Source organism: Novosphingobium sp. ZN18A2 (assembly GCF_036784765.1).
Lineage (GTDB): Bacteria > Pseudomonadota > Alphaproteobacteria > Sphingomonadales > Sphingomonadaceae > Novosphingobium.
In genome coordinates, this window is record NZ_CP136651.1 from 2,541,718 (window position 1) to 2,565,959 (window position 24,242).

The 24,242-nt window shown below is 64.4% G+C and carries 28 protein-coding genes; 7 read left to right on the forward strand and 21 right to left on the reverse strand.

Annotated elements, in window-relative coordinates:
• Positions 1 to 119 precede the first annotated feature (119 nt).
• The 3 genes from fabG to RXV95_RS12130 all read right to left on the reverse strand — a co-directional run bounded on the left by fabG (position 120) and on the right by RXV95_RS12130 (position 2,740).
• Entirely contained in the window at positions 120 to 890 is a 771-nt protein-coding gene (gene fabG / locus RXV95_RS12120; RefSeq protein WP_338468555.1) for a 3-oxoacyl-[acyl-carrier-protein] reductase, read from the reverse strand.
• A gap of 15 nt (positions 891 to 905) precedes the next feature.
• Positions 906 to 1,844: an ACP S-malonyltransferase gene (gene fabD / locus RXV95_RS12125; protein WP_338466304.1), complete on the reverse strand. Its 939-nt coding sequence runs from the start codon at positions 1,842 to 1,844 to the stop codon at positions 906 to 908.
• Positions 1,845 to 1,912: 68 nt separating this feature from the next.
• Entirely contained in the window at positions 1,913 to 2,740 is an 828-nt protein-coding gene (locus tag RXV95_RS12130; RefSeq protein WP_338466305.1) for an LD-carboxypeptidase, read from the reverse strand.
• 234 nt (positions 2,741 to 2,974) lie between these two features.
• Here RXV95_RS12130 and RXV95_RS12135 point away from each other — a divergent pair, with 234 nt between their 5' ends.
• Entirely contained in the window at positions 2,975 to 4,393 is a 1,419-nt protein-coding gene (locus RXV95_RS12135; protein WP_338466306.1) for a Mur ligase family protein, read from the forward strand.
• A gap of 12 nt (positions 4,394 to 4,405) precedes the next feature.
• Here the strand turns inward: RXV95_RS12135 and RXV95_RS12140 are convergent, their stop codons facing one another.
• Positions 4,406 to 4,936, reverse strand: coding sequence for a GNAT family N-acetyltransferase (locus tag RXV95_RS12140; RefSeq protein WP_338466307.1), 531 nt, complete (start codon positions 4,934 to 4,936; stop codon positions 4,406 to 4,408).
• 142 nt (positions 4,937 to 5,078) lie between these two features.
• Here RXV95_RS12140 and RXV95_RS12145 point away from each other — a divergent pair, with 142 nt between their 5' ends.
• The 4 genes from RXV95_RS12145 (at position 5,079) to rplI (ending at position 6,831) form a co-directional block, all read left to right on the forward strand.
• Entirely contained in the window at positions 5,079 to 5,444 is a 366-nt protein-coding gene (locus RXV95_RS12145; RefSeq protein ID WP_338466308.1) for a PilZ domain-containing protein, read from the forward strand.
• A gap of 166 nt (positions 5,445 to 5,610) precedes the next feature.
• On the forward strand, positions 5,611 to 5,973 hold the full coding sequence (rpsF, locus tag RXV95_RS12150) for a 30S ribosomal protein S6 (protein WP_338466309.1): 363 nt from the start codon (positions 5,611 to 5,613) through the stop codon (positions 5,971 to 5,973).
• Between the two features lie 3 nt (positions 5,974 to 5,976).
• The gene (gene rpsR / locus RXV95_RS12155; protein WP_011445073.1) at positions 5,977 to 6,201 is read left to right on the forward strand and encodes a 30S ribosomal protein S18; all 225 of its coding nucleotides are present in this window, start codon (positions 5,977 to 5,979) and stop codon (positions 6,199 to 6,201) included.
• Positions 6,202 to 6,213: 12 nt separating this feature from the next.
• Entirely contained in the window at positions 6,214 to 6,831 is a 618-nt protein-coding gene (rplI, locus tag RXV95_RS12160; RefSeq protein WP_338466310.1) for a 50S ribosomal protein L9, read from the forward strand.
• Positions 6,832 to 6,924: 93 nt separating this feature from the next.
• Here the strand turns inward: rplI and RXV95_RS12165 are convergent, their stop codons facing one another.
• The 3 genes from RXV95_RS12165 to RXV95_RS12175 all read right to left on the reverse strand — a co-directional run bounded on the left by RXV95_RS12165 (position 6,925) and on the right by RXV95_RS12175 (position 9,708).
• Positions 6,925 to 7,731, reverse strand: a complete 807-nt coding sequence (locus RXV95_RS12165) for a hypothetical protein (protein WP_338466311.1) — start codon at positions 7,729 to 7,731, stop codon at positions 6,925 to 6,927.
• A 152-nt stretch (positions 7,732 to 7,883) separates the two neighbouring features.
• Positions 7,884 to 8,792, reverse strand: a complete 909-nt coding sequence (locus RXV95_RS12170; protein ID WP_338466312.1) for a sensor domain-containing diguanylate cyclase — start codon at positions 8,790 to 8,792, stop codon at positions 7,884 to 7,886.
• Between the two features lie 247 nt (positions 8,793 to 9,039).
• Entirely contained in the window at positions 9,040 to 9,708 is a 669-nt protein-coding gene (locus RXV95_RS12175) for a helix-turn-helix domain-containing protein (RefSeq protein ID WP_338466313.1), read from the reverse strand.
• 151 nt (positions 9,709 to 9,859) lie between these two features.
• Between RXV95_RS12175 and RXV95_RS12180 the strand changes: the two genes are divergently transcribed.
• The gene (locus RXV95_RS12180) at positions 9,860 to 11,299 is read left to right on the forward strand and encodes an AMP nucleosidase (RefSeq protein WP_338466314.1); all 1,440 of its coding nucleotides are present in this window, start codon (positions 9,860 to 9,862) and stop codon (positions 11,297 to 11,299) included.
• Positions 11,300 to 11,402: 103 nt separating this feature from the next.
• Here the strand turns inward: RXV95_RS12180 and RXV95_RS12185 are convergent, their stop codons facing one another.
• The 12 genes from RXV95_RS12185 to RXV95_RS12240 form a co-directional block, all read right to left on the reverse strand.
• On the reverse strand, positions 11,403 to 11,888 hold the full coding sequence (locus RXV95_RS12185; protein ID WP_338466315.1) for a YbjN domain-containing protein: 486 nt from the start codon (positions 11,886 to 11,888) through the stop codon (positions 11,403 to 11,405).
• Positions 11,889 to 11,951: 63 nt separating this feature from the next.
• The gene (locus RXV95_RS12190; RefSeq protein ID WP_338466316.1) at positions 11,952 to 12,716 is read right to left on the reverse strand and encodes an alpha/beta fold hydrolase; all 765 of its coding nucleotides are present in this window, start codon (positions 12,714 to 12,716) and stop codon (positions 11,952 to 11,954) included.
• A complete protein-coding gene (locus RXV95_RS12195; protein ID WP_338466317.1) occupies positions 12,713 to 13,159 on the reverse strand; it encodes a GFA family protein in 447 nt (148 codons plus the stop codon). Before RXV95_RS12195 ends, RXV95_RS12190 begins: the two co-directional genes overlap by 4 nt.
• A gap of 10 nt (positions 13,160 to 13,169) precedes the next feature.
• Positions 13,170 to 13,817, reverse strand: coding sequence for a DsbA family protein (locus RXV95_RS12200; protein WP_338466318.1), 648 nt, complete (start codon positions 13,815 to 13,817; stop codon positions 13,170 to 13,172).
• A 61-nt stretch (positions 13,818 to 13,878) separates the two neighbouring features.
• Positions 13,879 to 14,790, reverse strand: a complete 912-nt coding sequence (locus tag RXV95_RS12205; protein WP_338466319.1) for an EamA family transporter — start codon at positions 14,788 to 14,790, stop codon at positions 13,879 to 13,881.
• A gap of 4 nt (positions 14,791 to 14,794) precedes the next feature.
• Complete coding sequence (locus tag RXV95_RS12210; protein ID WP_338468556.1) at positions 14,795 to 15,820, reverse strand: aspartate-semialdehyde dehydrogenase; 1,026 nt, start codon at positions 15,818 to 15,820, stop codon at positions 14,795 to 14,797.
• Between the two features lie 123 nt (positions 15,821 to 15,943).
• Positions 15,944 to 17,149, reverse strand: coding sequence for an APC family permease (locus RXV95_RS12215; protein WP_338468557.1), 1,206 nt, complete (start codon positions 17,147 to 17,149; stop codon positions 15,944 to 15,946).
• Between the two features lie 66 nt (positions 17,150 to 17,215).
• On the reverse strand, positions 17,216 to 18,430 hold the full coding sequence (locus RXV95_RS12220) for an APC family permease (protein ID WP_338466320.1): 1,215 nt from the start codon (positions 18,428 to 18,430) through the stop codon (positions 17,216 to 17,218).
• A 21-nt stretch (positions 18,431 to 18,451) separates the two neighbouring features.
• Positions 18,452 to 20,647, reverse strand: coding sequence for a DPP IV N-terminal domain-containing protein (locus RXV95_RS12225; protein ID WP_338466321.1), 2,196 nt, complete (start codon positions 20,645 to 20,647; stop codon positions 18,452 to 18,454).
• A 204-nt stretch (positions 20,648 to 20,851) separates the two neighbouring features.
• The gene (gene rplS / locus RXV95_RS12230) at positions 20,852 to 21,226 is read right to left on the reverse strand and encodes a 50S ribosomal protein L19 (protein ID WP_338466322.1); all 375 of its coding nucleotides are present in this window, start codon (positions 21,224 to 21,226) and stop codon (positions 20,852 to 20,854) included.
• A gap of 5 nt (positions 21,227 to 21,231) precedes the next feature.
• On the reverse strand, positions 21,232 to 21,969 hold the full coding sequence (trmD, locus tag RXV95_RS12235; RefSeq protein ID WP_338466323.1) for a tRNA (guanosine(37)-N1)-methyltransferase TrmD: 738 nt from the start codon (positions 21,967 to 21,969) through the stop codon (positions 21,232 to 21,234).
• Between the two features lie 4 nt (positions 21,970 to 21,973).
• Entirely contained in the window at positions 21,974 to 22,318 is a 345-nt protein-coding gene (locus RXV95_RS12240; RefSeq protein WP_338466324.1) for a hypothetical protein, read from the reverse strand.
• 23 nt (positions 22,319 to 22,341) lie between these two features.
• Between RXV95_RS12240 and RXV95_RS12245 the strand changes: the two genes are divergently transcribed.
• Entirely contained in the window at positions 22,342 to 23,199 is an 858-nt protein-coding gene (locus RXV95_RS12245; RefSeq protein ID WP_338466325.1) for a hypothetical protein, read from the forward strand.
• A 3-nt stretch (positions 23,200 to 23,202) separates the two neighbouring features.
• On the opposite strand, the gene rimM is transcribed toward RXV95_RS12245, so the two are convergent.
• Positions 23,203 to 23,706 (reverse strand): ribosome maturation factor RimM, encoded by a 504-nt coding sequence (gene rimM / locus RXV95_RS12250; RefSeq protein WP_338466326.1) that lies wholly within the window; start codon positions 23,704 to 23,706, stop codon positions 23,203 to 23,205.
• 6 nt (positions 23,707 to 23,712) lie between these two features.
• On the reverse strand, positions 23,713 to 24,210 hold the full coding sequence (gene rpsP, locus RXV95_RS12255) for a 30S ribosomal protein S16 (protein WP_338466327.1): 498 nt from the start codon (positions 24,208 to 24,210) through the stop codon (positions 23,713 to 23,715).
• Between the last annotated feature and the right edge of the window lie 32 nt (positions 24,211 to 24,242).

The following is a 24,242-nucleotide window of genomic DNA, read 5'->3' on the forward strand; positions in this document are numbered from 1 at the left end:
GAGTGTCCCGCCGGGCAAGCGCGAACCGGCCACATCAGGGCGTTTCTGGGGATAAATGCAGATTCCGCAAGCGCCTGGGCCGGGAGGAAGCATCTTTCGCCCCTCCCGACGGCAAACCTTCAGCCCAGCATCGCCATTCCGCCGTTCACGTGCAGCGTCTGGCCGGTGACATAGCCCGCTTCCTTGCTGGCAAGGTAGGCAACCGCCGCGCCGATGTCCTCACCCTCGCCCATGCGGCCCATCGGGATGCGCGCATTCAGCGCGTCCTTCTGCGCATCGGGCAACACATCGGTCATCGCCGTGCGGATAAAACCGGGGGCGACGCAGTTGACGGTAATCCCGCGGCTGGCGACTTCCTGCGCAAGGCTTTTCGACATGCCGACAAGCCCCGCCTTGGCGGCGGCATAGTTCGCCTGCCCCGGATTGCCGGTGCTGCCTACCACGCTGGTGATCGTGATGATCCGGCCGAAGCGCGCCTTCATCATCGGCTTCATCGAAGCGCGCATCAGGCGGAAGGCGGCTTCAAGGTTCACCTTCATCACCGCGTCCCATTCCTCGTCCTTCATGCGCATGGCAAGGTTGTCGCGCGTGATGCCGGCGTTGTTCACCAGGATGTCGATCTTGCCCAGCGAATCGATCGCCGCCGGAACCAGCTTTTCGACCGAGTCCGGGTTCGACAGGTCGCAGGTAATGGCCACGTGATCCGGATCGCCGTCGCGGCGGTGGTGATCGGTTTCGTCCAGATCGTCACGGAAGGCACGAAGCTTCGCGGCGTTCGACCCCGAAAGCGCCAGCCTTGCGCCCTGCGCGGCAAGCGATCGGGCGATGGCCGAACCGATTCCGCCCGAAGCCCCGGTTACGAGCGCGGTCATTCCGTGCAGGTCGAACATGCGGTGTTCCATCGATCAGAGCTCCTTCGCCAAGGCTTCGATATCGGCCATGCCTACAACGCTGGTAACGCCAACGTCGCCGCCTGCCGAACGGGTAATCATCGGCCCGAGCACCTTTCCGCCCAGTTCGACGAACCTGTCCACGCCGGCATCGCGCATGGCGATCGCACTTTCGCGCCAGCGCACGCGCCCCGTCACCTGCTCTACCAGCAAGCGCTTCACATCCGCCGGATCGGTCACCATCGCGGCGGTGACGTTGGCAAAAAGCGGAACGGCCAGCGCGCCCGGCGGCGTCCGGTCCAGTGCTTCGGCCATGGCGTCGGCGGCAGGCTGCATCAGCGGACAATGGAACGGCGCGGATACCGGCAACAGCACGCCGCGCTTGATGCCATGATCCTTGACCATCGCGATGGCGCGCTCGATCGCTTCCCGGTGACCCGATATCACCACCTGCGACGGATCGTTGTCGTTGGCGACGGTGCAGACCTGCCCTTCGGCTGCCGCTTCGGCAAGGGCGCTCGCCTTGTCGATATCCGCGCCCAGCAACGCGGCCATCGCGCCCACGCCCACCGGCACGGCCGCCTGCATCGACTGGCCGCGCAGCTTCAGCAGGCGCGCGGTATCGGCCAGGCTGAACGCTCCGGCGGCGCAAAGCGCGGTATATTCGCCAAGGCTGTGCCCGGCCACGAAGTCTGCCTTGTCAGCCAGCGAAAGGCCGCCTTCCTGTTCCAGCACACGCAGAACCGCGATGGCATTGGCCATGATCGCCGGCTGGGCATTCTCGGTCAGCGTCAGGGTTTCTTCCGGGCCTTCGGCCATGATCGCGGAAAGCTTCTGGCCCAGCGCGTCGTCCACTTCCTCGAACACTTCGCGCGCAACTGCGCTGGCCGCCGCGAGATCCACGCCCATGCCAACCTTCTGGCTGCCTTGGCCCGGAAAAACGAATGCTCTCATCTCAAAACCTCCGATCATCCCGAGAAGCCGCCACGCAGCCGCCTCTCGAAGGACTATGGGCGGCGCGGTTATTGCCCGCGCGTCTCTCCTGCAACCCCGAAGGGCACAATCCTGTTGGCAGCATCGTGCCCGATATCTGCCCGGCCAAGATAGGGGATGGAATGCCGTTGGCACCAGTACCGCGCGATCTGATCTGCATCCGTGCCGAACGGGCGATCGTTTTCCGGCACGTCGCTGACGCGGCCAAGGCGCAAGCCGGCAATGCCGCCAAGGTGCGCGGTGACGTGGAAGAACAACCGGTCAACCGCGTAAAGATATTCGCTGACCTCCTCTACCATCACCACGCGCCCGGCGAGGCCCGGCATGATCGGTGTGCCGCACAACATCGCCAGCGTCATCAAGTTGAAGGCAACGGCGGGCGTTTCGCCCAGCGACGGTTCAAGCCCGGCCCTGTCGCCCGCAAGATAGCCAAGCGTGCGGCGCACCGCGTCTTCCCCGCCCTGGCGCCGGATATCCGCAGGCATCGGCGCGTGAACCTGCCTGCCGATCCGTGCGCGATAGAGCGCACCCAGCATCGTGCCGGCATCGGAATAGCCGAGATAGGTCTTGCCTTCGGCGTGGTGATCGAGCCGTTCCATCGCCTGTTGCGCGATGCGAACCGCGCCATATCCCCCGCGCACGAACCAAACCGCATCGAACGCGGGATCGTTCGCGCATTCCACGAATGCGGCAAGGCGCATCTCGTCAGGTCCGGCGAAATGGCCGTCCGCAAGAAAGCACTGCGGGTGGAAGTGGAGCGAATGCTCCGGAAACTCCGTCTTGGCGAGCGCGGTGACGCGCGCCGCATCCTCATGCGTGAACGGGGTGGACGGAGCGCATATCGCGATAGCTGCCATGCGCTTGCTCTAGCATCCGCTTCACAAATTGTGAGTCCCCGACTAGTGATCCGATTCTGACATTTGCATCCTTGCCGGGCAGGTCGCGAAAAATGTCAGAATCTCTTCGGGCTACTAGCAATTTAATGATTCTAGTGGATTTTTCGATTTTGGCAGTTGCAACCGCGCTATCCGGTCGGGGGAAGCAAATGTCAAAATCAATCCACCAGGCGCCGTGAAATGGACGGGATGGGAATGCCGAAACCTGACGAGCTTGCCACGCGCGCGTGGTTCTTTTGCGGAATTGGCGGGTCGGGAATGTTGCCGCTGGCGACCATCCTGAAGGAACTTGGCGCGCAAGTCGCCGGATCGGACCGCAGCCGCGACCAGGGAAGAACGCCGGAAAAGTTCGCATGGCTGGAACAGCGGGGCTTCACGCTGTTTCCGCAGGACGGCAGCGGCATCGTATCGGCCAGCCAGACGCTGGTCGCTTCTGCCGCGGTGGAAGATACCGTGCCCGAAGTCGTCCGCGCGAAAGACCTTGGCTGCCCGCGCATGAGCCGGGCCGACCTGCTGGCCGCGCTGTTCAACGCCGCCCCCGCGCGCATCGCCGTTGCCGGGACCAGCGGCAAGTCGACCGTTACCGGCATGCTGGGCTGGATCATGACCGAAGCGGGCCGCGATCCGACGATCATGAACGGCGCGGTGATGAAGAATTTCCGCAGCGATGCGTCCCCATTCGCCAGCGCGCGGGTCGGATCAGGCGGGCTGTTCATTTCCGAAGTAGATGAAAGCGATGGTTCGATCGCGCTCTACCGGCCCACGGTCGGCGTTCTCAACAACGTCAGTCTCGACCACAAGAGCCTTGAGGAACTGCGCCAGCTGTTCGGCGATTTTCTGGCAGTTTCAGATGCATCGGCGATCAACCTCGACGATATGGAAAGCCTTGGCCTGCTTCCGCGTGCCAGTGCAGCGGTTACGTTCGCCATCGCGGCAAATGCTGCGGACATCGGCATAGTCGAAGGCTCCATCGAAGAGGCGGCCAACGGGATCGCGGCCACGTTGATCGACCGGCGCGACGACGCGCGGCACGCGATTTCGCTGAACCTGCCCGGCCGTCACAACCTTGCCAACGCGCTGGCCGCCGTTGCCGGGGCCAGTGCTGCGGGCGTGCCCGTGGCACAGGCCACAGCGGCGCTGGGCACATTCGCCGGGCTTGCGCGCCGGTTCGACATCGTCGGCACCAGCGCGTCCGGAATCACCGTGATCGACGATTTCGGCCACAACCCCGAAAAGGTCGCGGCAACGCTCACCACGCTGAAAGCCCATCCCGGACGCGTGATCGCGTTCTTCCAGCCCCACGGTTATGGGCCGCTGCGCCAGATGGGGCACGAACTGGCCGAAGTCCTGGCAACGCGGCTTGGCCCCGACGACGTGACGATCCTGTGCGATCCGGTCTATTTCGGGGGAACGGTCGATCGTTCGGTTGGTTCGGAACGGATCGCGGACATGATCGTGGCAGCGGGCGGACAGGCGCAGCACGTGCCGGCCCGCGCCGATTGCGCGGACCGCATCGTGGAAATCGCGCAGCCGGGAGACCGCATCGTGATCATGGGCGCGCGCGACGATACGTTGACCGTATTCGCCCGCGACATCCTTGCCCGCCTGCCCTGACCCGTTAACGCCTCAGTCGAAGCGCTTTTCCAGCATCACCAGGTGCGGGTCCCCATCCACGCCGTGCGGCACGAAGCCCTTTTCGCGCTCCAGCTCTATCGCGGCGTGATTTTCGCGATCCTCAATCGAGACGACGCGCTTCAGACCCCGCTTCTGGGCCTCGCGGGCCAGCACGTCCAGCATCGCCCAGCCAACACCCTTGCCGCGATAGTCGCCGCGAACAGACACGGCGATTTCGCCGCCGGTCATGTCCTTGTCGCAAGCAAGCATCGCCGAAGCGACGATTTCGTGCGATTCGGCATCGACCGCGACCAGGCTTTCGGTCTGGTCGTGATCGGCGTGGGTCAGCGGCACAAGCTGTTCGTGCGTCAGGTGGCGATGCGCACTCAGAAAGCGGAACCGGCGATCCTCGTCGCTGACGCGGTCGAAGAAATCGCCCAGGGCCGTCTCGTCGGCGGGATAGGCTGGCCTTACCTTCAACTGGACGCCCGCACGGGTGACAACGTCGTTTTCGCCTTCAACGAACTTATCGGTAGCAACCATTTCTGCAAACTCCTGTCCAGAATGGAGCTTTGTTAGCGCCTGCAGCATTATCCGTGTTGATCGCGCGCAAAGATAGGGGTGAATTTTGCGTGCGGCGGGCCGTCCTTCGGTAAATGTGGTTAACTACCTGAAGGGACACCCCTTGATACCTGCCGCCACCATCGCTCCCGCCAGCACGCCCCGTCGCCGCGAATCGCGCGAAGCCGTGGAAATGTTCGCCCACTTCCGGCACGGCGCGCGCCGCTGCACCGTCATGCTGAAAGACCTGACACGCCACGGGGCCAGGATCGAAGGCCATGGCGCGCTGCAACGCGACGAGGCGATCGGCCTTGCCTTTCCCGGTCTGGCCCCTGTTCTGGCGTTTGTTGCATGGTGCAACGGGCCTTGCGCGGGTATAGAATTCGCCGAACCGCTGCGCCCGCAACAATACGAAAGCCTGTTGCGCGACCACGCCTTGCCGGCCCTGCGGCCCGATCCGCCCGGCAGTGGCCTGCCTCTGGTCGCCTGACCGGCTGGCCGTAACAGCACGCACGGCCTTGCATTTCGTCCGAAATCCGCTAAGGGCCACCGCTTCCGCCGGCTTGCGAGCCGTGCGGATGCTTGAAGAAAGCCGGAGGGGCCCCGCAATCCCGCGGATCAGCCAGCGATCGGTTAGAAGAGAAAAGGAAGCTGCCGTGCCGCTTTATGAGCACGTGTTCCTGGCACGCCAGGATCTCAGCCAGTCGCAGGTAGATGCGCTGGCTGCCGCCGCCACCGAGATCGTCGAGCAGAACAATGGCAAGGTCACCAAGACGGAGACCTGGGGCCTGCGCTCGCTCGCCTACAAGATCCAGAAGAACCGCAAGGCGCACTTCGTGCTGCTGAACATCGAAGCTCCGGGCGAAACCGTTTCCGAACTCGAGCGTCAGTCCGCGATGAACGAAGACATCATCCGCTACATGACCATCCGCGTGGACGAGCACGAAGCCGGCCCGTCGGTCATGATGCGCAAGAACGAACGCGACCGCAGCCGTCGCCGCGAACGCGAAGGGGATTGATCCATGGCTCGTCCGTTTTTCCGCCGCCGCAAGTCGTGCCCTTTCTCGGGCAAGAACGCGCCGAAGATCGACTACAAGGACGTGCGCCTGCTCCAGGGCTTCATGTCCGAACGTGGCAAGATCGTTCCCAGCCGCATCACCGCGGTTTCGGCCAAGAAGCAGCGTGAGCTGAGCCAGGCGATCAAGCGCGCCCGGCACATCGGCCTGCTTCCCTACATCGTGAAGTAAGGAGCGGTCACCATGCAGATCATCCTGCTCGAACGCATCGAGAAGCTGGGCACCATCGGCGATGAAGTGACCGTCAAGGACGGTTACGCGCGCAACTTCCTGCTGCCCAACAAGAAGGCGCTGCGCGCCAACGAAGCCAACCGCAAGGTCTTCGAAGCCAACCGCGCCCGTATCGAGGCCGACAACGCCGCCAAGCGCGACGACGCCCAGAACCATGCGGGCAATGTCGAAGGCAAGGAAGTGGTGCTGATCCGCGCTTCGTCCAACGCCGGCCATCTTTACGGTTCGGTTTCGGTCCGCGACATCGTGGAAGCCCTGAACGAACAGGGCGCCGAAGTGTCCAAGGCGATGATCGTGCTCGAACGCCCGATCAAGTCCATCGGCCTTTACGACGTGCGCGTCGCGCTTCACCCCGAAGTTGCCGTGAACGTCAAGGTCAACGTCGCGCGTTCGGCCGATGAGGCCGAACTGCAGGCGCAGGGCGTGGACGTCATGGCCGCGATGTTCGAAGAAGAAAACGTGCCCACCGGCTTTACCGAGGAAAAGGATCCCAACGCCGAGCCCGGCGAGATCGCTTCCGAGGAACCGGCTGCAGAGGAAGCCAACGACGAAGAGGCGACGCAAGCCTGATCGTCCGGACTTTCCGCCGGCAACGGTGGCAAAGGAAACAAGGGGTGCGCCTTTCGGGGTGCGCCCCTTTTTCTTTATCTGTAAAGCGGGCGATCAGCCCGGCATCGCCTGCTTCTTGATGCCGTAATCGATACGAATGCGGACCCAGTCCCCGACCTGCGGAACACCGCCCACCCGCGGCGGGCGAACAAGGAACTGCCAGGCGGCCGCCGCCACGGCGTGTGCAATGCCGGACCCTTGCGGCCACTCGTCCAGTTCCACGCAATCCGTTACCCGGTAATTGGGTGCGGTCTTGCAGGCGATCAGCCCCCAGCCCGGCCCGCGCGCCGTGGAAAGATAGCCCGACAACTCGTCATGATAAGGCTCGCGATACCACGACGCCGCGTAGAGCGGCTCTCCATGCGGACCGCTGCCGGAAACGCGCGGCGTATCGCCCGGCACACCGCTATCCGAAGGCCCCATCGTCGATTTTTTCGGTGATGGCGCGGATGGCGCGTGCGGCAGCGACGCGATGTTGGCCGAAGCAAGCTGATCGCGTGACATGTTCATCAGGAACGGCGGCGGCGTGGGCGCGGTTGCCGGTTCCTCGGTGGGTTTCGGCTGCGGCTGGTCCTGTTGCTCTGCGCGGCTGGCGGTGCGGTGCCTGGGTTTGGCCGCCTGTTCCGGCTCTTTCACCTTTGGAGCCTCGTCTTTCTTGTTATCCGCTTCGAAATTTACGCTGACCATCGCGACAGGCGGCTTTTCCTTTTGCGACGCTGCGCGGCCAAGCGTCAGCAGCACAAGGACCAGCAGCACCTCGATCGCCAGCGCCAGCACGAAGCCCGCACCGCGCGTGGCGATCCGCGCGCGAAGCCAACCGACCGGAGATGTCTGAAAGGCGTCTTCGGAACGTGGCGACAAGGGACCTCGGCTTGGACAGAGAAAGGCGGCGATTCCGCCTTCCGGCACCCCTTGATGCCCGATAGAGCCTGCCTGACCGTCCCGCAAGGACCGCTTCGCCCGGACACGCGCACTTCATCGCATTCCAGACCGGACTTTTCAGGGTTCAACCTTCAACCGGTCGCCGGTGTCTTGCTCCACGGCAGGGCGCCGCCACGATCCATCTCTAGCCGGTTGCGGCCGCGCGCCTTGGCCATCGCCAGTGCAAGTTCGGCGCGCTTGATCGTGTCGTCCACCGTCGCCGCAATGGGCGCCGCTCCGGCGCTTGCCGTCACCGAAAAGGCATTGCTGCCCGCAGACTGCCGGATTTCAGACAATGTGCCCACGATACGCCCGCAAATCGCCTGCGCTTCGGCCATAGACGCGCCCGGCAACAGTATCCCGATGCGCGGCCCGCCGATGCGCGAAATGATATCGCGTGATCGGGTAAGCGTGCGGACCAGGTCGGCCACCGCGACCAGCACCTCGTCCCCCACGCCGAAGCCATAGCGTAGGTTGATCGACTTGAAGTGATCGACATCGAACATCGCCAGACAGCCGCTTCCGCCCTCGTCGCACAAGTGTTCGAGCATCGAGATGAACGCCCGGCGATTGGTAAGGCCCGTTAACGGGTCGGTCATGCTGGCGTTGAACAGCGCGCGTTCGAAATGGCGGCGCTCGTCGATGCTGCGCATGATGCCCACGGCTCCGCCCTCTTCGGGCACGCCGCGCAACTGGAGTTCGAACCAGCATTCGCCGCCTGCACGCGTGCGTGCCGCGAATTCCGTCCAGTTTGTATCGTTCCGGCCCGACATGGCCGCGGCCAGCTTTTCGCCGACCACGTCCGCCCAGTCGGGCGCCGCAAGATCAACCAGCTTGCGCCCGGCCAGTTCGCCGGCGGACGGCAAGCCGAAACGCTCGACCACAGGAGAGGCATCGAGGATGGCCCCGTCCCGGTCCGTCCGGACGATAATGTCCTGCGTGCTGTCCTTGAGCAGCATATAGAGCGCCGTGCTTTCCTGCGGCGTAACTCTCACGTCCATTCATGCCCCCCGGACAGGAACACGTCTTATCGCCGCAATACCTTTCCCGCAGCGATTCTGGCCGTCGAACCTGTCCTTTGCCGGTCTTGCAAACAATCGCGCGCGGGCCGGGGCCCGCTTCGATCACACAAGGCGGGGAAGTTAGTCGCGTAAATTAACGAACCTAATTTTCTTCCGCCTTATCAATATGTTAATCGATTCTCAGGGCGATGAAAAGAGTGATTTGCGCGATGAGGCGAATTGGACGCTATAATTCGATCATTATCCTGATCTTGTCGGGAGTTGTCCCAACGGCCTGGGCGATGCGTTCGCGGCTTCGCGCCAGAAAATCGCGCAGGGCATTGTCGTCCGCACCGCCGCGCAATTCCTCTTCGCTTACGCCCAGCACTTGCGCGAGCAGCCCCATCCGGCTTTCGATCGGATGGGCCTTGCCCTGCTCCCACGCCCAGACGGTGGGCTTGCTCACGCTCATCGCCGATGCGATCTGCGCCAGCGTGAGGCCGCGATCCTTGCGCAGACGTTTCAGTCGCACGCCGAACGATCCTTCGCGCACGGCCGCTTCGTCGCCGGAAAGGGCGATGTCCGGCTCTCCGGAAACGCTGCGCAACTGGGCCGCGCTCAACACCGCTTCGGACACCGGACTATCGAACTGGCAACCGAACAGCCGGCCGCTTGCCCAGATGATCGTTGCCGAGGTTACGCCGGCAAGCGGCAGGTCAACCTCGATCGATTCGCCTTCCGCCAGCTCCGCCTCTGTTTCCAGCAACAGGCCCGAACGTGAAATGTTGTGAAGCGTTACACGCGCGGAATCGTCGTCGGCGGTGGCGCCAAGCGCCTCCAGCCGCAGCGCGCGACGTGCATCGCGCGGGTTTTCCGCGCCGGTGGACAGGTCTTCTAAATGGGCCGTAATGGCCATCGTGCAATCTCCCGGAGACTGCTGCGAAGACTCGGCCCAAGCGGTTAAGGAAGCGTTAGCAGACCGGACAAACGGACGCGGCCCACGGCACGCGCGCAACGGCCTGCCGCGCCGTCTTTTCAGCGTCATCGCTCCGCGCTATTGGCTCACGATGCAAACACCCGAAAAGATCATCGAAGACCTTGCGGCGATTTACGACGCCGCCGTGGCGCGATTGCGCGCCGATATCGCCGCATTCGCCGCCGACGGCACCCTTCCCCCGCCCGAGCGCAGGCATGATGGCAGCTATTGCTATCCCGAATTGCGCATCACTTATGAAGGACGGACGAACCCGGCCGCCGCTACGCGCGCGTTCGCAAGGCTGAACCAGCGCGGCGTCTATGCCTGCACGATCACGCGTCCGCTGCTGTTCGCCGACTACCTGCGCGAGCAGCTTGAGCTGATACAGGCGGATTACGACGTCGAGATCGAAGTCGGCCACTCCGCCCAGGAAATGCCGTTTCCCTATGTGCTGGATGGCGAATATGGCGCACGGATCGGCGCGGTCAGCCCGCCGCAACTGGCAGAGCATTTCCCGACAACGGAACTGGCCCACATCGGAGACGAACTGGCCGACGGTTACGACCTGCAGGCCGAAGGCGACGCAATGCCGCTGTCGCTGTTCGACGGGCTGCGCACCGATTTCAGCCTGGCCCGTCTTGCGCACTATACCGGCACCGCACCACAGGATTTCCAGCGGTATATCCTGTTCACCAATTACCACCGCTATGTCGACGAGTTCGTGGACTGGGCGGGCCAGCAGATCGGCAAGGACGGCTATACCGCCTTGTCCGGTGCCGGCGGACTTCGGCTGGAAAGGCCGGTCGATTCGGCGCGTTCCATGCTGGCGGAAAGCGCGTGGCGGCGGCACCAGATGCCCGCGTACCACCTCGTTGGAAACGACCGCGCGGGCATCACCATCGTCAACATCGGCGTCGGCCCTTCGAACGCGAAGACGATCTGCGATCACCTGGCCGTATTGCGACCCGAAGCCTGGCTGATGATCGGCCATTGCGGCGGACTGCGCCCCAGCCAGAAGATCGGCGACTATGTGCTGGCGCACGCCTATCTGCGCGACGACCACGTGCTCGACCCGGTCCTGCCGCCCGAAATCCCGATCCCGGCCATCGCGGAAGTGCAGGTCGCGCTCCAGAAGGCGGCGGAAACCGTCAGCGGCGAAGGCGGATCGGACCTGAAGAAGCGGATGCGCACCGGCACCGTCGTCACCACCGACGATCGCAACTGGGAACTGCGCTATACCCATTCGGCCCGGCGGCTGAACCTGTCACGCGCGGTGGGCATCGACATGGAAAGCGCGACTATCGCCGCGCAGGGCTATCGTTTCCGCGTTCCTTACGGCACGCTTCTGTGCGTATCCGACAAGCCGCTGCATGGCGAAATCAAGCTGCCGGGGCAGGCCAATCGCTTTTATGAAGAGGCGATCGGTGCGCACCTGAAGATCGGGACCACCGCCTGCGAACTGCTGCGCGCCGAAGGGCAGCGCCTCCACAGCCGCAAGTTGCGGGCGTTCAACGAACCGCCGTTCCGCTGACGCGGCTGCGGCGTTGGCAACGAACCGCCAGTCCGCTGATGCGGCGACGCAAACGAAGCACCGTTCCGCCTGCGCCCCTGTCAACGTCCCGGCGCAAGCTGCGTCAGCCTTGCGCTTTCCTTGGAAAGATGATCGCGCCCACTGCGTCCAGCATGTTTCCAAAGCTGAATACGGCAGACCGGAAAATGCCGTCGTCGATGCCGCCGTTGGTGATGACATCCCAGCTTACGCGCGGATCGCCCTGCGCGTTTATGGTGATCGCCGCGAAACGGTGCGTGCGCGGAAAGTCATAAAGCGGCGCAGGGTCGAACCCCTTGGGCGCATCGAAGATGGCGACGAACTGGAAGCTTTGGCATTTCGCGTGCGCGGCGTTGCAATCGTAGAACACCAGAGAGCTTTTCCAGCCGTTTATCTCTGCGTTGATCAGCGGATCACCGATATCGTCGCGCGTCAGCTCCGCCTTCGCCCCCATCTTGACGAGTTGCGCCACCATGCCATCAGGATCGCCCGCGGAAACGCGCGCCTCGGCCGTTCCCGGCGAAGCTGTTGCGAGCACTGCGGCGATAGCCGCGGCGAAAACCAGGCGCATCAAGCGGCCTCCCCTGTCATGAAGCGGGAAAGTGCCATGCCGAAGCACCGCGACGCAAGGTAGTTAACGGTTCGGTTCGGCGAGAAATCGCGCTATTTCATCGCCAAATTCGGGCATCGTGACCGAACTCATGTGCGTTCCGGGAATCGTTACGCGCACGGAATCGGGCAAAGCTTCGGCCAACTTGTCGGCGGAACCGTTGTCATTATCGTCGGCGCCGCAAAGCACCAGCGTCGCCATGACGATGTCCGAAAGCGCTTCGGGCGGGGTATCTTCCATCGTCGCCAGCAACAGGCGCGCGGCCGCCGGATCGGTGCCTGTGGTCTTGAGGAACTGCTGCGCGAAATATGCCTTGTCGCCCGGCCTGATCGTTCCGAAACGGTCGATCACGTCGAAGAAGAAATCGCGCCGCCGCGCCCATCCGGCAAGCCCTTCCAGCCCCATGCCCGCCAGCACCAGCCGTCGCGGCGTGAGTCCGGCCAGAACGCCGCGCGCCGATGTGCGCGACCCCAGCGAAAAACCGACAAGATCGTATTCGTCCAGTTCCAGGTGCGATACGAGCATCTCAAGATCGCGCACCAGCACGTCGGCCGGATAGGCAGCGGGATCGTGCGGCGCGGCGCTCTGCCCGTGCGCGCGCAAGTCGGGCATCAGGCACTCGAACCCCGCCTCTGCCACCGCCTTTGCCGCGCCGAACTTGATCCAGTTGGTTTCGGCAGAGGAAAACAGGCCGTGAAGCATGATCGCCGGGCGCCCCGCACCCATCCGGTGCAGCGCCAGCCTTGCCCCGTCGAAACCCTGGTAGAACTCGGTACGCACGTCGCTCACTCTGGAACCTCCAGTCCGGCCGCCTGCCAGCGTTTCGCCACGCTTTCGGTCGTGGCGCTGTAGTGACGCGGCAAGTCTTTCGTGTCGAGCCATGCTTCATGAAGGCTTTCCGCCCCTGCGTGGGCAACGGGCACGAAAGCGGACGGATCGTCAAAACTGCCCACGGTCAGGTCAACGGTGCCTGTTCCATCCGCCCAGGCGAACCCCAGCGGGGTGCCGCAACTGGAACAGAACGGCCGCCGCGCAACCGGCGAACTCTCATACCAGTCAGGCGCGGCAAGCCACGTCACGGCGCCGGCCGGGACTTCCACGAACGCCGCCGCAAAACCGCCGGTCGCCTTCTGACACTTGCGGCAATGGCACAGATACGCGTCGTCGTTTTCGACCGTCACCGAGAAGCGCGCGCGGCCGCACTGGCAGCCGCCGCTCATCGTCTTGCTCATTGCGCCGACCTCATCTCTCTTCCAAACTCTTCTGCTTCATCCGCCACACCGCAAGGTCGATGCGGTCCTGCCCGAAAAACGGTTCGCCCTCGAACACCAGTGTCGGCACGCCCCAATGCCCCGCCGCCTCGAGCGCGGCCTGGTTGGCGGCGATTTCGGCATCCAGTGCTGCTGCGTCATCCGTTGCTTCCGCTTCCAGTGCCGCAAAGTCCAGCCCGGCGCGCTCTGCCGCACCGGCCAGGTGATCGCCCTCGTGCCAGTTCTGCGTGCCGCCCCAAATCAGCCGCGAAACCTCGTCGCAAAACGCCAGCGACTTGCCCGCCCGCGCGGCGGCCTGCCCCATGCGGGTAAGGCGGAAGATGTAGGGTTGCTCGTCCGCGATCTTGCGCGTCGCGATATCCTGCACGATCGGATCGGGGCGCGGCGGCGCAAACGGAATACCGTGATACTGGGCAAGGCGCGGCACGTCGGTCAGCAGATAACGCAGCCAGTTGGGATGGTTGCGCTCGAAGAAATCGGGCTCCCGAATCGCGAGCGGATAGACAGGGCGCAGGGCGATACAAAGATCGTATCGCTCACCCAGCGCGCGATAGCGGCGCGTGGCAAGGTAGCTGTAGGGGCTGCGGAAAGACCAGAATACGTCGGCAGAAAGCGTCATCGCCGGGTTCCTCTCACCTGTTTGCCCAAGCGTGGACGACGCCAGAGTGCCGATCAAGAGGTCATAGCGCACCCACCAGCGCCAGCACGACCCCCAGCGAGACCAGCAGGAGCCCCAGCACTTCTCCGCGCTTCAGCGGCTCGCGCAGGTAGAAATGCCCGAAACCCAGCGTGAACAGGACTTCCACCTGCCCCACCACGCGCACCAGCGCGACCGGAGCTGCGGCGAACCCGGTAAACCAGCAGGCGGAACCGAGCGCCGAAAGCACCCCGACCTGAAACGCCGTGCGCCAGCTACGCATTACCGCAACCAGCACCTGCGGTGCGCGCACGGCCAGCCATCCGCCATGCATCACTGCTTGCGCAAAGTTGACGACGACCAGCGTCAAAAGCGCCCGCGACACCGGAGAGGACAGCGCAACGTCCTGCGTCGCCACGCGGATCAGCACGGCGGTAAGCGCGAACAACGCCCCCGATAGCAAGCCCAGTTGCGCCCCGCGCTCTGACAAGTGGGCGAACAGGCCGCGAACCCCTTCTCCGCGCCCGAGCAGGCCCAGCACCATCACGCCGGAAACGCCCGCCGCGATCCCCAGCCAGACCACGGGCGGCAGGTGATCGCCCAGAAGCACGGTGGAAAACAGCGCGGCCTGCAATGCCTCTGTCTTGGAAAAAGCGGTGCCGACCACGAAGCCACGATGGCCGAACGCGGCAATCAGGGCATTGGTGGCAAGGATCTGCGCCAGTCCGCCCACGACAGCGAACAACGCGAAGTGCCAGCCAAGCGCGGGCACGCTCTCTCCGCGCAGCGCAAACCATGCCGCCGCCATCAACAGCGCGACCGGCGCGCCATAGAGATAGCGCACCAGTCCCGCGCCGCTGACGCTCAGCGTCTCGCGCAGTCTTTGCTGGATCGCTGTCCGCCAGGCCTGGAAAAGACCGGCGGTGAGCGCCGCCGGTATCCAGACCGTTGGCAAAGGCTCAGCCCTTCTTCAGGTGGCGACGACCAAGAAGTTCCGCGATCTGCACGGCGTTAAGCGCCGCGCCCTTGCGCAGGTTGTCGGAAACGCACCACAGCGCGATACCGTTATCCACGGTAACGTCATCGCGCACACGGCTGATATAGGTCGCGCTGTCGCCCACGCATTCGACCGGCGTCACGTATCCGCCGTCCTCGTGCTTGTCGACGAGCATGCAGCCCGGCGCCTCGCGCAGGATGTCCTGCGCCTTTTCGGCCGAAAGCTCGTCCTCGAACTCAAGGCTGATCGCCTCGGCGTGGCCGACGAACACCGGAACGCGCACGCAAGTGGCCTGGACCTTGACCTTGGGATCGAGGATCTTCTTGGTCTCGACCACCATCTTCCACTCTTCCTTGGTGGAACCGTCTTCCAGGAACACGTCGATGTGCGGGATCACATTGAACGCGATCTGCTTGGTGAACTTCTTGGCTTCGACCGGATCGCCGACGAAGATGGCGCGGCTCTGTTCGAACAGTTCGTCCATGCCCGCCTTGCCCGCGCCGGAAACCGACTGGTAGGTGGAAACGACGACGCGCTTGATCTTCGCCGCATCGTGCAGCGGCTTCAGCGCGACGACCATCTGCGCGGTAGAGCAGTTGGGATTGGCGATGATGTTCTTCGCCTTGTACCCGTCGATCGCGTCGGGGTTAACTTCCGGCACGACCAGCGGCACGTCCGGGTCCATGCGATAGAGCGACGAGTTGTCGATCACCACGCAGCCCTGCGATGCGGCCTTCGGGGCATACTCCTTGGTCGGGCCGGAACCGGCGGCAAACAGCGCGATATCCCATCCGGTAAAATCGAAATGCTCGATATTCTTGACCTTGAGCATCTTGCCGGTTTCGCCGAACTCGATTTCCGTCCCCGTGGAACGCGGCGATGCGACCGCCGCGATCTCGTCACAGGGGAACTCGCGCTCCGCGAGGATGTTCAGCATTTCGCGTCCGACATTGCCGGTCGCGCCAACCACGACCACCCGGTAACCCATCTTGAATCCTTTCATACCCGCGCCCCTTTGAAGGTTCCATGCGGGAGCCGGCGCGTTAGCCCCGCAGGCCGGTGCGCGCAAGCAGTCGATAGCGACGCGCGCGCTTCCGGCAGTAAAATTGCGTCAGGCAATGCCGAATTCGTAGAGAACCAGCATTACCGCCGCCGCCAGTGAACCGATCAGGCCCAGCGTGGACAGCAGGTGGTGCCCTGTCTTGCGGCGCAATGCGATGGCGTTGACCAGCGCAAAGACCAGCAGGAACACGAAGCTCGCGCTTTCGACCAGGGCGTCGATCCCGCCAATAACCGCCAGGAACGCCGCGACCACGGCGATCAGCACGGTGCCGAACCACGGCACGTTCTGCCCGTTGCGCAGGCCGAACAGACGCGGCATTTCGTTGTCGCCCGCCGCATGCGCGGCAAGGCGCGCGGTGGCAAAAACGGTCGCGTTGATGGCGCTGGCGGTGGAAAACACCGCCGCGATCGTCACCGCCACGAAACCGAACGTGCCCAGAGCATCGCGTCCGGCCTCCGCCAGCGCGACTTCCTTGTGGATCACGATCTGCTCCGCCCCGGCAAGCATGGGCGCCCCCAGCGCGACGAGCACGTAGGTAGCCATCGTTGCCACGACTGCAAGGGGCATGGCCCGGCTGATCGTGCGCTCCTTGTCGCGCATCTCGTGATAATCGTAGGCGAGAAGCTGAAAGCCTTCGTATGCCATGAACACCACGCCGGTGCCGATCAGCGCGCCCGAAAAGCCCACCGCGTGGCCGTGACTCAGCACCAGGCGTTCCGGCGCCCAGTGCCAGATGCCCAGCCCGGCAAGGCCCAGCAGGATCACCAGTTTGCCCCACACCGCGACGAGTTCGACGATCGTCGCCTCTGTCGCGCCCATCAGGTTGATCCCGGCAAGGATGGCAATCACCGCGACCGCGCAGAACGGCGGAACCCAGCCCGCATCGATACCGAAGGCGTTGGCGGCATAGGCGCCGAAGGTGAAGGCATAGACCGCAACCGTCAGCGTATAACCGATCAGCAGCACCCACGCCGCGATGCGCGCGAGGATTACGTAGTTCAACGATCGCAGGTAGGAATAGGAGCCGCCCGGCTCGTCCAGTTCAACCGTCAGTGCGGCATAGCTGTTGCCCGTGCAGAACGCGATCGCGCCGCCGATCAGAAAGCTGAGCCATGCCCAGTGCCCGGCAACGGCGATCACCACGCCAAGCGTCGAGAATATCCCTCCGCCGATCATTCCGCCCACGGCCATGGCCCAGGCTCCGCCAAGGCCGAGAGCGTGATGGCCGGCCTTGCTGTCGTCGAAATCGATCATGCTCAAGTCGGTAATTCCGTGCGTTGGGTGCGCCAGTTGGCCCACCGGGAGAGGAACCGGCGCCGCTCAGGCAATCCAGCCGGAAAGGTGGGCGACAAGGACAAGAATGGCGAGACCCGCGCCGAAGGTGCCGAAGCCCGCGATCCACGGATGGGCGCGGTCCTGCCGCCACGCGAGCAGGTCCACCGTGCCGAACACCAGAAGGAACACCACGCTGGCCCCCGTCACCAGCGCCGCAAGCCCGCCGATCACCGCCATGGCAATCGCCAGCGCGGCGATCACCAGCACGCCGACATAGGGCGAACCCTTGCTGTTCCGTCGCGCGAAGACGTGCGGCAGTTCGTTTTCCTGCGCCACTTCGCGGGCAAGGCGCGCGGTGGAAAACAGCGTGGCATTGATGGCCGATCCGGTGGAGAGCGCGGCCGCGACCGTCACAGCCAGCAGGCCGAAAGTGCCGAGCGCGGCCTGCCCGGCCTTGGCCAGCGCCACTTCACCGTCGCTGACGATCATCGACGGCGAAACGAGCATCGGCGTCGCCAGCGCGAGTGCGACATAGATGAACAGGGCCGCCCCGATCGCCAGCGGCATCACCCGCACGATCTGGCGCTTGCGGTCGATCATGTCGTCATAGTCATAGGCGAGCAGTTCGAAGCCTTCATAGGCCATGAACACGCTGGCGGCCCCCACCACAACGCCGAACAGGCCGAAGTTGCCATCCTGCGCCAGCCGCGCGGGCGAGAAATGGGCAAGGCCCAGCACCGCAAGCCCGGCAAGGATAACCAGCTTGCCCCAGACGATGGCGATCTCCACTCCGGCGGCCTGACCTACGCCGCGCAGGTTCACCCCTGCCAGCACCACGATTGCCGCCACGGCCATTGCCCGCGGCAGCCACGCAGGTCCGCCCAGTGCATTGCCGAGATAGGAACCGAACGTCGCGGCATAGACCGCCACGGTCAGCGTATAACCCAGGATCAGCACCCAGGCGGACAGGCGGGCCGTGCGCTCGAACCCCTCGTCGCGCAGGAAGCGGTATATGCCGCCTGCCTTGTCGGACGAGACGGTAAGCGCGGCCATGCAATGCCCGGTGGCAAGCGCGATCAGCCCGCCCAGCACAAAGCTGGCCCAGGCCCATTCGCCGGCCACCGCGATCACCACGCCCAGCGTGGAAAAGATGCCCCCGCCGACCATGCCGCCCACGCCCATCGCCCACGAACCGCCAAGCGTGAGTTCGCGGGACGACTGGTCGGCACTGTCCTGTCCGTGCTTTTCGCGATCCGTCATTCAGCCCTCAAAACGCACGACTCAACGGTTCGATCCGGAATCGTCCGTCCCACCGGCGCCCGCGCCGTTGCGATCGAGGAAGCGGAACATCGTTTCGTAAAGCTGCCGGTTCACCGTCGGTCCGGCAAAATGGTGCGTCATTCCCGGATAGAGCATCATTTCGAACGGCACCGCCTCGTGCTGCATCTTGGCGACGATGGCCGTGGTGTTTTCCAGCACTACGTTATCATCGGACATGCCGTGGACGATCAGCAACGGATCGGCGATCTTCGCGGTGTCGGCCATCGCGTCCGACGCTTCGTAAACCGCCGGATCGTCTTGCGGCCTGCCCAGATAGCGCTCGGTGTAATGGGTGTCGTACAGTTCCCAGCGCGTTACCGGCGCGACCGCGATCCCCGCCGCCCAGGCACCGGGGTGCCGTTGCAGCATCTTGATCGTCATATAGCCGCCATAGGACCAGCCGAACGTGGAAACACGGCGCGGATCGACAAAGGGCTGTTGCTTCAGCCAATCGGCCCCCGCCAGCTGGTCTTCCACCTCCACCGATCCCATCGCGTGCCACAGCGCATTTTCGAACGCCACGCCCCTGTTGGCAGAACCGCGGTTGTCGAGCGCGAAATAGATATACCCCTTGTCGACGATCGCCTGCGCCAGCGCGCCATGCCAACCCTTCGTCACCACCTGCGCGTGCGGCCCGCCATAGTGATGGCTGAACACGGGATAGCGCTTGCCCGGCTCAAGCGGCGGGGTGATCATCATCCAGTGCAGCGGCGTGCCGTCCGCCGCCGGAATCGTGCCATAGTGTGCCGTTCGGTGCCCGGCCATTAACGGCGCATAGGGGTGATCGCCTTCGACCCTGTTCTCCTCGATCCAGGCGAGGCGCGTGCCCGCTTCGTCAGCGATATAGGACTGCGGCGGCTGAAGATCGTTCGACCGCGTGACCATCAGCGTCTTGCCGGCCTTGTCCATCGTTGCCGAATTGGCGAAATCCAGGTCGGTCAAGCGGGTCAGCCGTCCGGGATCGGCAAGGTCGAGCGAATAGACCTGCGGGGCAAGGACGTCGTCCTTCGTGGCGGTGAAGAACACGCGGCCCGCCTGCTGGTCCACACCAACAAGCGCGGTCACCACCCAGTCGCCCCGCGTAAGCTGCTGCCAATCGCCGTTCGTGTAGCGATAGAGATGCCCGTACCCGTCCCGCTCCGACCACCAGATCAGGCTGCCGTCATCCAGAAACCGGTAGCTGTTCGAAAGGTTCACCCAGCCGTGCGGCCCGGCCTTTTCGCTGAACAGCACTTTCGTCGCCCCGGTTTCAGGATCGGCGGCCAGCATGTCGAGCTGCGTCTGCGCACGGTTTTCGCGCTGGACATAAAGCGTCTTGCCATCTGGCGCCCAGTCGACGCGGGCAAGGTAGATGTCAGGATCGGCGCCAAAATCCACCTGCACGCGCCTGCTTCCGTCCGGTGCGACCACCCATAACGAAACCTGCGCATTGGCGCTGCCCGCGACGGGATAGCGCTGGTCATAGACCCTGGTGCCTTCCGCACCGATGGCGGAGCGGGTGACGATGCCCACCGGCGCTTCGTCAAACCGTTCCACCGCAATGCGCCTGTCGTCGGGCGACCACCAGAGGCCGGTCAGCCGGTCCATCTCTTCCTGCGCGACAAACTCCGCTTCGCCCCAGTGGACCGTTTCGCCGGGTTCTTCGGGCGTGATCGCGCGCGCAGGCGCGTTCACCGGCCCCGCCCACAGGCGCCGCCCGCGCGCATAGACGATCATCCCGCCTCCGGGGCTGAGCCTTGCGTTCAATTCGTCGCCGGTAGTGCCGGGGATCTTCGTGACGGTCCCGTCCAGCCCAGCAAGATAGAGATCGCCTTCCACCGGCACGAGCACGGCCTTCGAATCCGCCGCCCAGTCATAGCTGACGATGCCCTTCAGGTCGCCGATACGCAGCCGTTCGCGCTGCATCTTCTGGGCTTCGGACAGTTCGCGCCCGCTCGACAGCTTCAACGAATCCACCAGCATCGTCCATTTGCCGGACTGCCGGTCGAACCCCCAAAGGTCATAGCGCTCGCGATCGTCGTCCCGGTTGCGCAACACGGTCAGATATCGCCCGTCGGGAGACAGCTTTGGCGAACGCGGCATCCGGCCGCCGAGCGAGGGGCTTTCGAATACCCGTTTGAACGTCAGCACGGGCGCATCCTTGTGTGGTGTCGTCATGTCAGGCGCCCGTGCCGACGCGGGGGAACAGGAACAAAGCGCCAGCGCGGACGCGGCAAGCAGCAGGAAAGGCCTGGACATTGAAGGACAACGGGACTCTCTAAGATGGATGGAATAAAGAAGGGGCGCCCCGGCGGATACCGGGACGCCCCTTCTTGAACACTTGCCCGCCGCTGGCAACCGCCTGCGGCGAAAGGCGAAAAATCAGCCCTGGGCCTGCTCGCGGGTATCGCGGCGCTCGGCAATGCGAGCACGCTTGCCGGTGCGGCCGCGCAGGTAATAAAGCTTGGCACGGCGCACCACGCCCTTGCGGACCACGGTGATGCTGTCGATGTTCGGCGAGTAGAGCGGAAAGACGCGCTCTACGCCTTCGCCGAAGCTCATCTTGCGAACGGTGAAGTTGGAATTGATGCTCCGGTTCGAACGGGCGATGCAAACGCCTTCGAACATCTGGACGCGGGTGCGGGTGCCTTCGACAACCTTCACGCCGACGCGCAGCGTATCACCGGGGCGAAAATCCGGAATGTCCTTGCCGGCCTTGGCGATTTCCTCGGCCTCGATCTGTGCGATGAGGTTCATGCCCTCTATTCCTTCGTCTCTCGCCGCGCACCAGAGGCAGACTGGACCCGAGCGCCGGTATGGCGCCCCCAAAGGTCCGGCCTGCGTAGCCGTGTGTCATCGCTCGCCCTCTGCTCTCGCCAGGCGGCGATTTTCGCATGATCCCCCGATCGCAGCACTTCAGGGATCGTGCGCCCTTCCCATTCATTGGGCCGGGTATAGTGCGGATATTCGAGAAGCCCGTTTTCGAACGATTCCTCGGTTCCGCTTGAAGCGGCGCCCATTACGCCGGGAAGCAGCCGAATGCAAGCATCAAGAAGCATCAGCGCGGCAGGCTCTCCGCCCGACAGCACGATGTCGCCCACGGACACTTCCTCCACATCGCGTCCTTCGAATATCCGCTCGTCAAAACCTTCGAACCGGCCGCACAGAACGGTAACGCCCGGCCCCGCCGCCAGTTCGCGCACGCGGGCCTGCGAAAGCGGTTTCCCGCGCGGGGTCATCGCCAGAACCGGGCAATCGGGACGAAGGCCGCGCGCATGGTCGATCGCGCGTGCCAGCACATCGACTTTCAGCACCATGCCCGCGCCGCCGCCGGCGGGCGTATCGTCCACGGTACGGTGCTTGTCGGTGGCGAAATCACGGATCTGCACTGCATCGAGCGACCACGTGCCTTCGGCGAGCGCGCGGCCCGCAAGGCTGATGCCCAGCGGGCCGGGGAACATCTCGGGATAGAGCGTGAGAACGGTGGCGGCGAATGTCATGGCGTCAACGCTTCCCCCTGATGGCCGTGATCATCCCGAATGCGGCCGGAATCATCGCGAAAATGAATGCCAGCGGCGCAAGCGAGATGCCCGCCGCGCGGGACACCGGATCGCTCATGCCCAGCACTGCGATCAGGGCGACGACCGGCACGGCCGCCGCAACGGCCGTTCCCAGCGTCTTGGCGCTGGCGCCCGTCATGTCCAGCCGGCTCCCAATCGTCCATGCGAGGACGAAGGGAAGAAGCACGAACAGTCCAAGAAGCAAAAGCACTTCCATCACGCGGCCCCGCGCCAAAGGGTGTGACAATCCCGGGTCATGGCCCGCCTCTTTGCCCTTTTCGCGCCGCACTGCAACGTGCCAGAGTGGCAGCCATGCCCAGATTGCCGATCTTCGTCGCGCTCGCCGCCGCGCTTCTGCCCGCATCCGCCGCCGCGGACATCGTCGGCACCTGCCACTTCGATACCAGGACGCTGAGCTTCGAGGGCACCCCGTCCGAACAGGCGACCTGCCTGCTCCAGCACGTCGGCCCCTTCGGCAAACTGGAACAGCGTCCGCTGCCGCCGGTGTTCGCGCGGCTCCTGGCAGAGCCCGGCTGGCCCAGCGCCGCCCAGCGCGACGCGGCCATCGCGGATTTCGACGAACCCTATCGCGACTATGCGAAACGGATGGAAAACTGGCCTGCCTCGCGCACGGAAACCGACAAGCCGCTCGCCTATTTCGTGATCCATGATACCAGCACGCCGTTCTATGGCGACGCCCCCTTCCCCGCCGACATCGACCATAACCCCCACGTCAACAGCTTCGCCCCCTATGAAAGCGGCGGGCTTGCCGCCGATCCGGTTGCGCACTTCTTCAACAATCGTCTGGGGCAGGTCTGGGCCGGACACGACGTGGCGACCGGCTGGCGCGCGACGAAGCTGGAATCGCGTGTGGTGGGCACGGCGGCGCGCGGGCGGTTCGTCCATGTGGAGAACGTGCAGCCGCGCCGCTATGCGCCGGGCGGCTCCACGCGCGAGCAAACGGTCGGCCCGGCAGAAGGGCTGTCGGAAGCGCAATACCGCACGCTTGCGGCGATTTACGTCTATACCAGTTGGCGCGCCGGTCGCTGGTTGATCCCGGCGTTTCACGCCACGGTGGACGGCGGAATCGCGCACGCGCACGATGATCCGCAGAACTTCGACATGAAGACGTTCACCGCCGCGCTGGAATTGCTGTTGGCGGCGAAATAGCGGCTATTCGACGAACGCCGCCTCTATCACCAGCCGCTCCCCCCATTCGGGCACGGCTTCTGGGCGCATCGGCACCATGAAGCGTTTGCCCCGCTTGCCGTCCGGGCGTAGCGGGCGCTCTATCTCCAGCACGTCGCCCGCGCCGAAGTTCTCCACCGCGATGCAAGTGCCCAGCGCCTCTCCATCGGTCGAAACCGCAGGCAGGCCGACCAGGTCGGCATGGTAATATTCGCCCTCGCCCAGCGGCGGCAGCGCGGATCGCGGAACCGAGAGCGCGGTGCCGCGTAGCCTTTCCGCCCCGGTGCGATCCTGCACTTCGGCAAAGCGGGCAATCGCGCCGCCCTTGCCGTCGTCACGCACCTTTTTCAGCGTAAGCTTGCCGTCGTTGAAGGTGCGGTAACGCTTCAATGCGTCCACACCTTCCCCGAACAGCTTCAGGCGGACCTCTCCCGTCACGCCATGCGCGCCGGCGATGGCTGCAAGCGTGACGGGCCGATCCGCGTCCAAGGGAGCTTAGCCCTCGGCCTTTTCTTCGCCGGCAGCTTCCTCGGCGGCAGCTTCTTCGGCAGGCGCTTCGGCAGCGGCTTCCTCGGCCGGAGCTTCGGCAGCAGCTTCTTCAGCCGGTGCTTCCTCGGCGGGTGCTTCAGCGGTAGCCTTGGCGGCTTCTTCCGCTTCGCGAGCCTTCTCGGCACGCTCCTCTGCGCGTTCCTTGGCCTTCTCGCCCGGCTCACCCTTCTGCGGGTTGTTGGTGGCCTTGCGCTCCTTGATGCCGGCCTTGTCGAGCATGCGCGCAACGCGGTCGGTCGGCTGCGCGCCGACGCCGAGCCAATAGCTCACGCGGTCCGAAATCAGCTTCACGCGGTTTTCGTCATCCTTGGCGAGCAGCGGGTTGTAGGTGCCAACCTGCTCAAGATACTTGCCGTCGCGCGGGGCGCGGCTGTCGGCCACCACGACCTTGTAATAGGGGCGCTTCTTCGAACCGCCGCGCGAAAGACGCATTGCAATTGCCATGAGAACTTACCTTTCCTTGAATTCTTAAACTG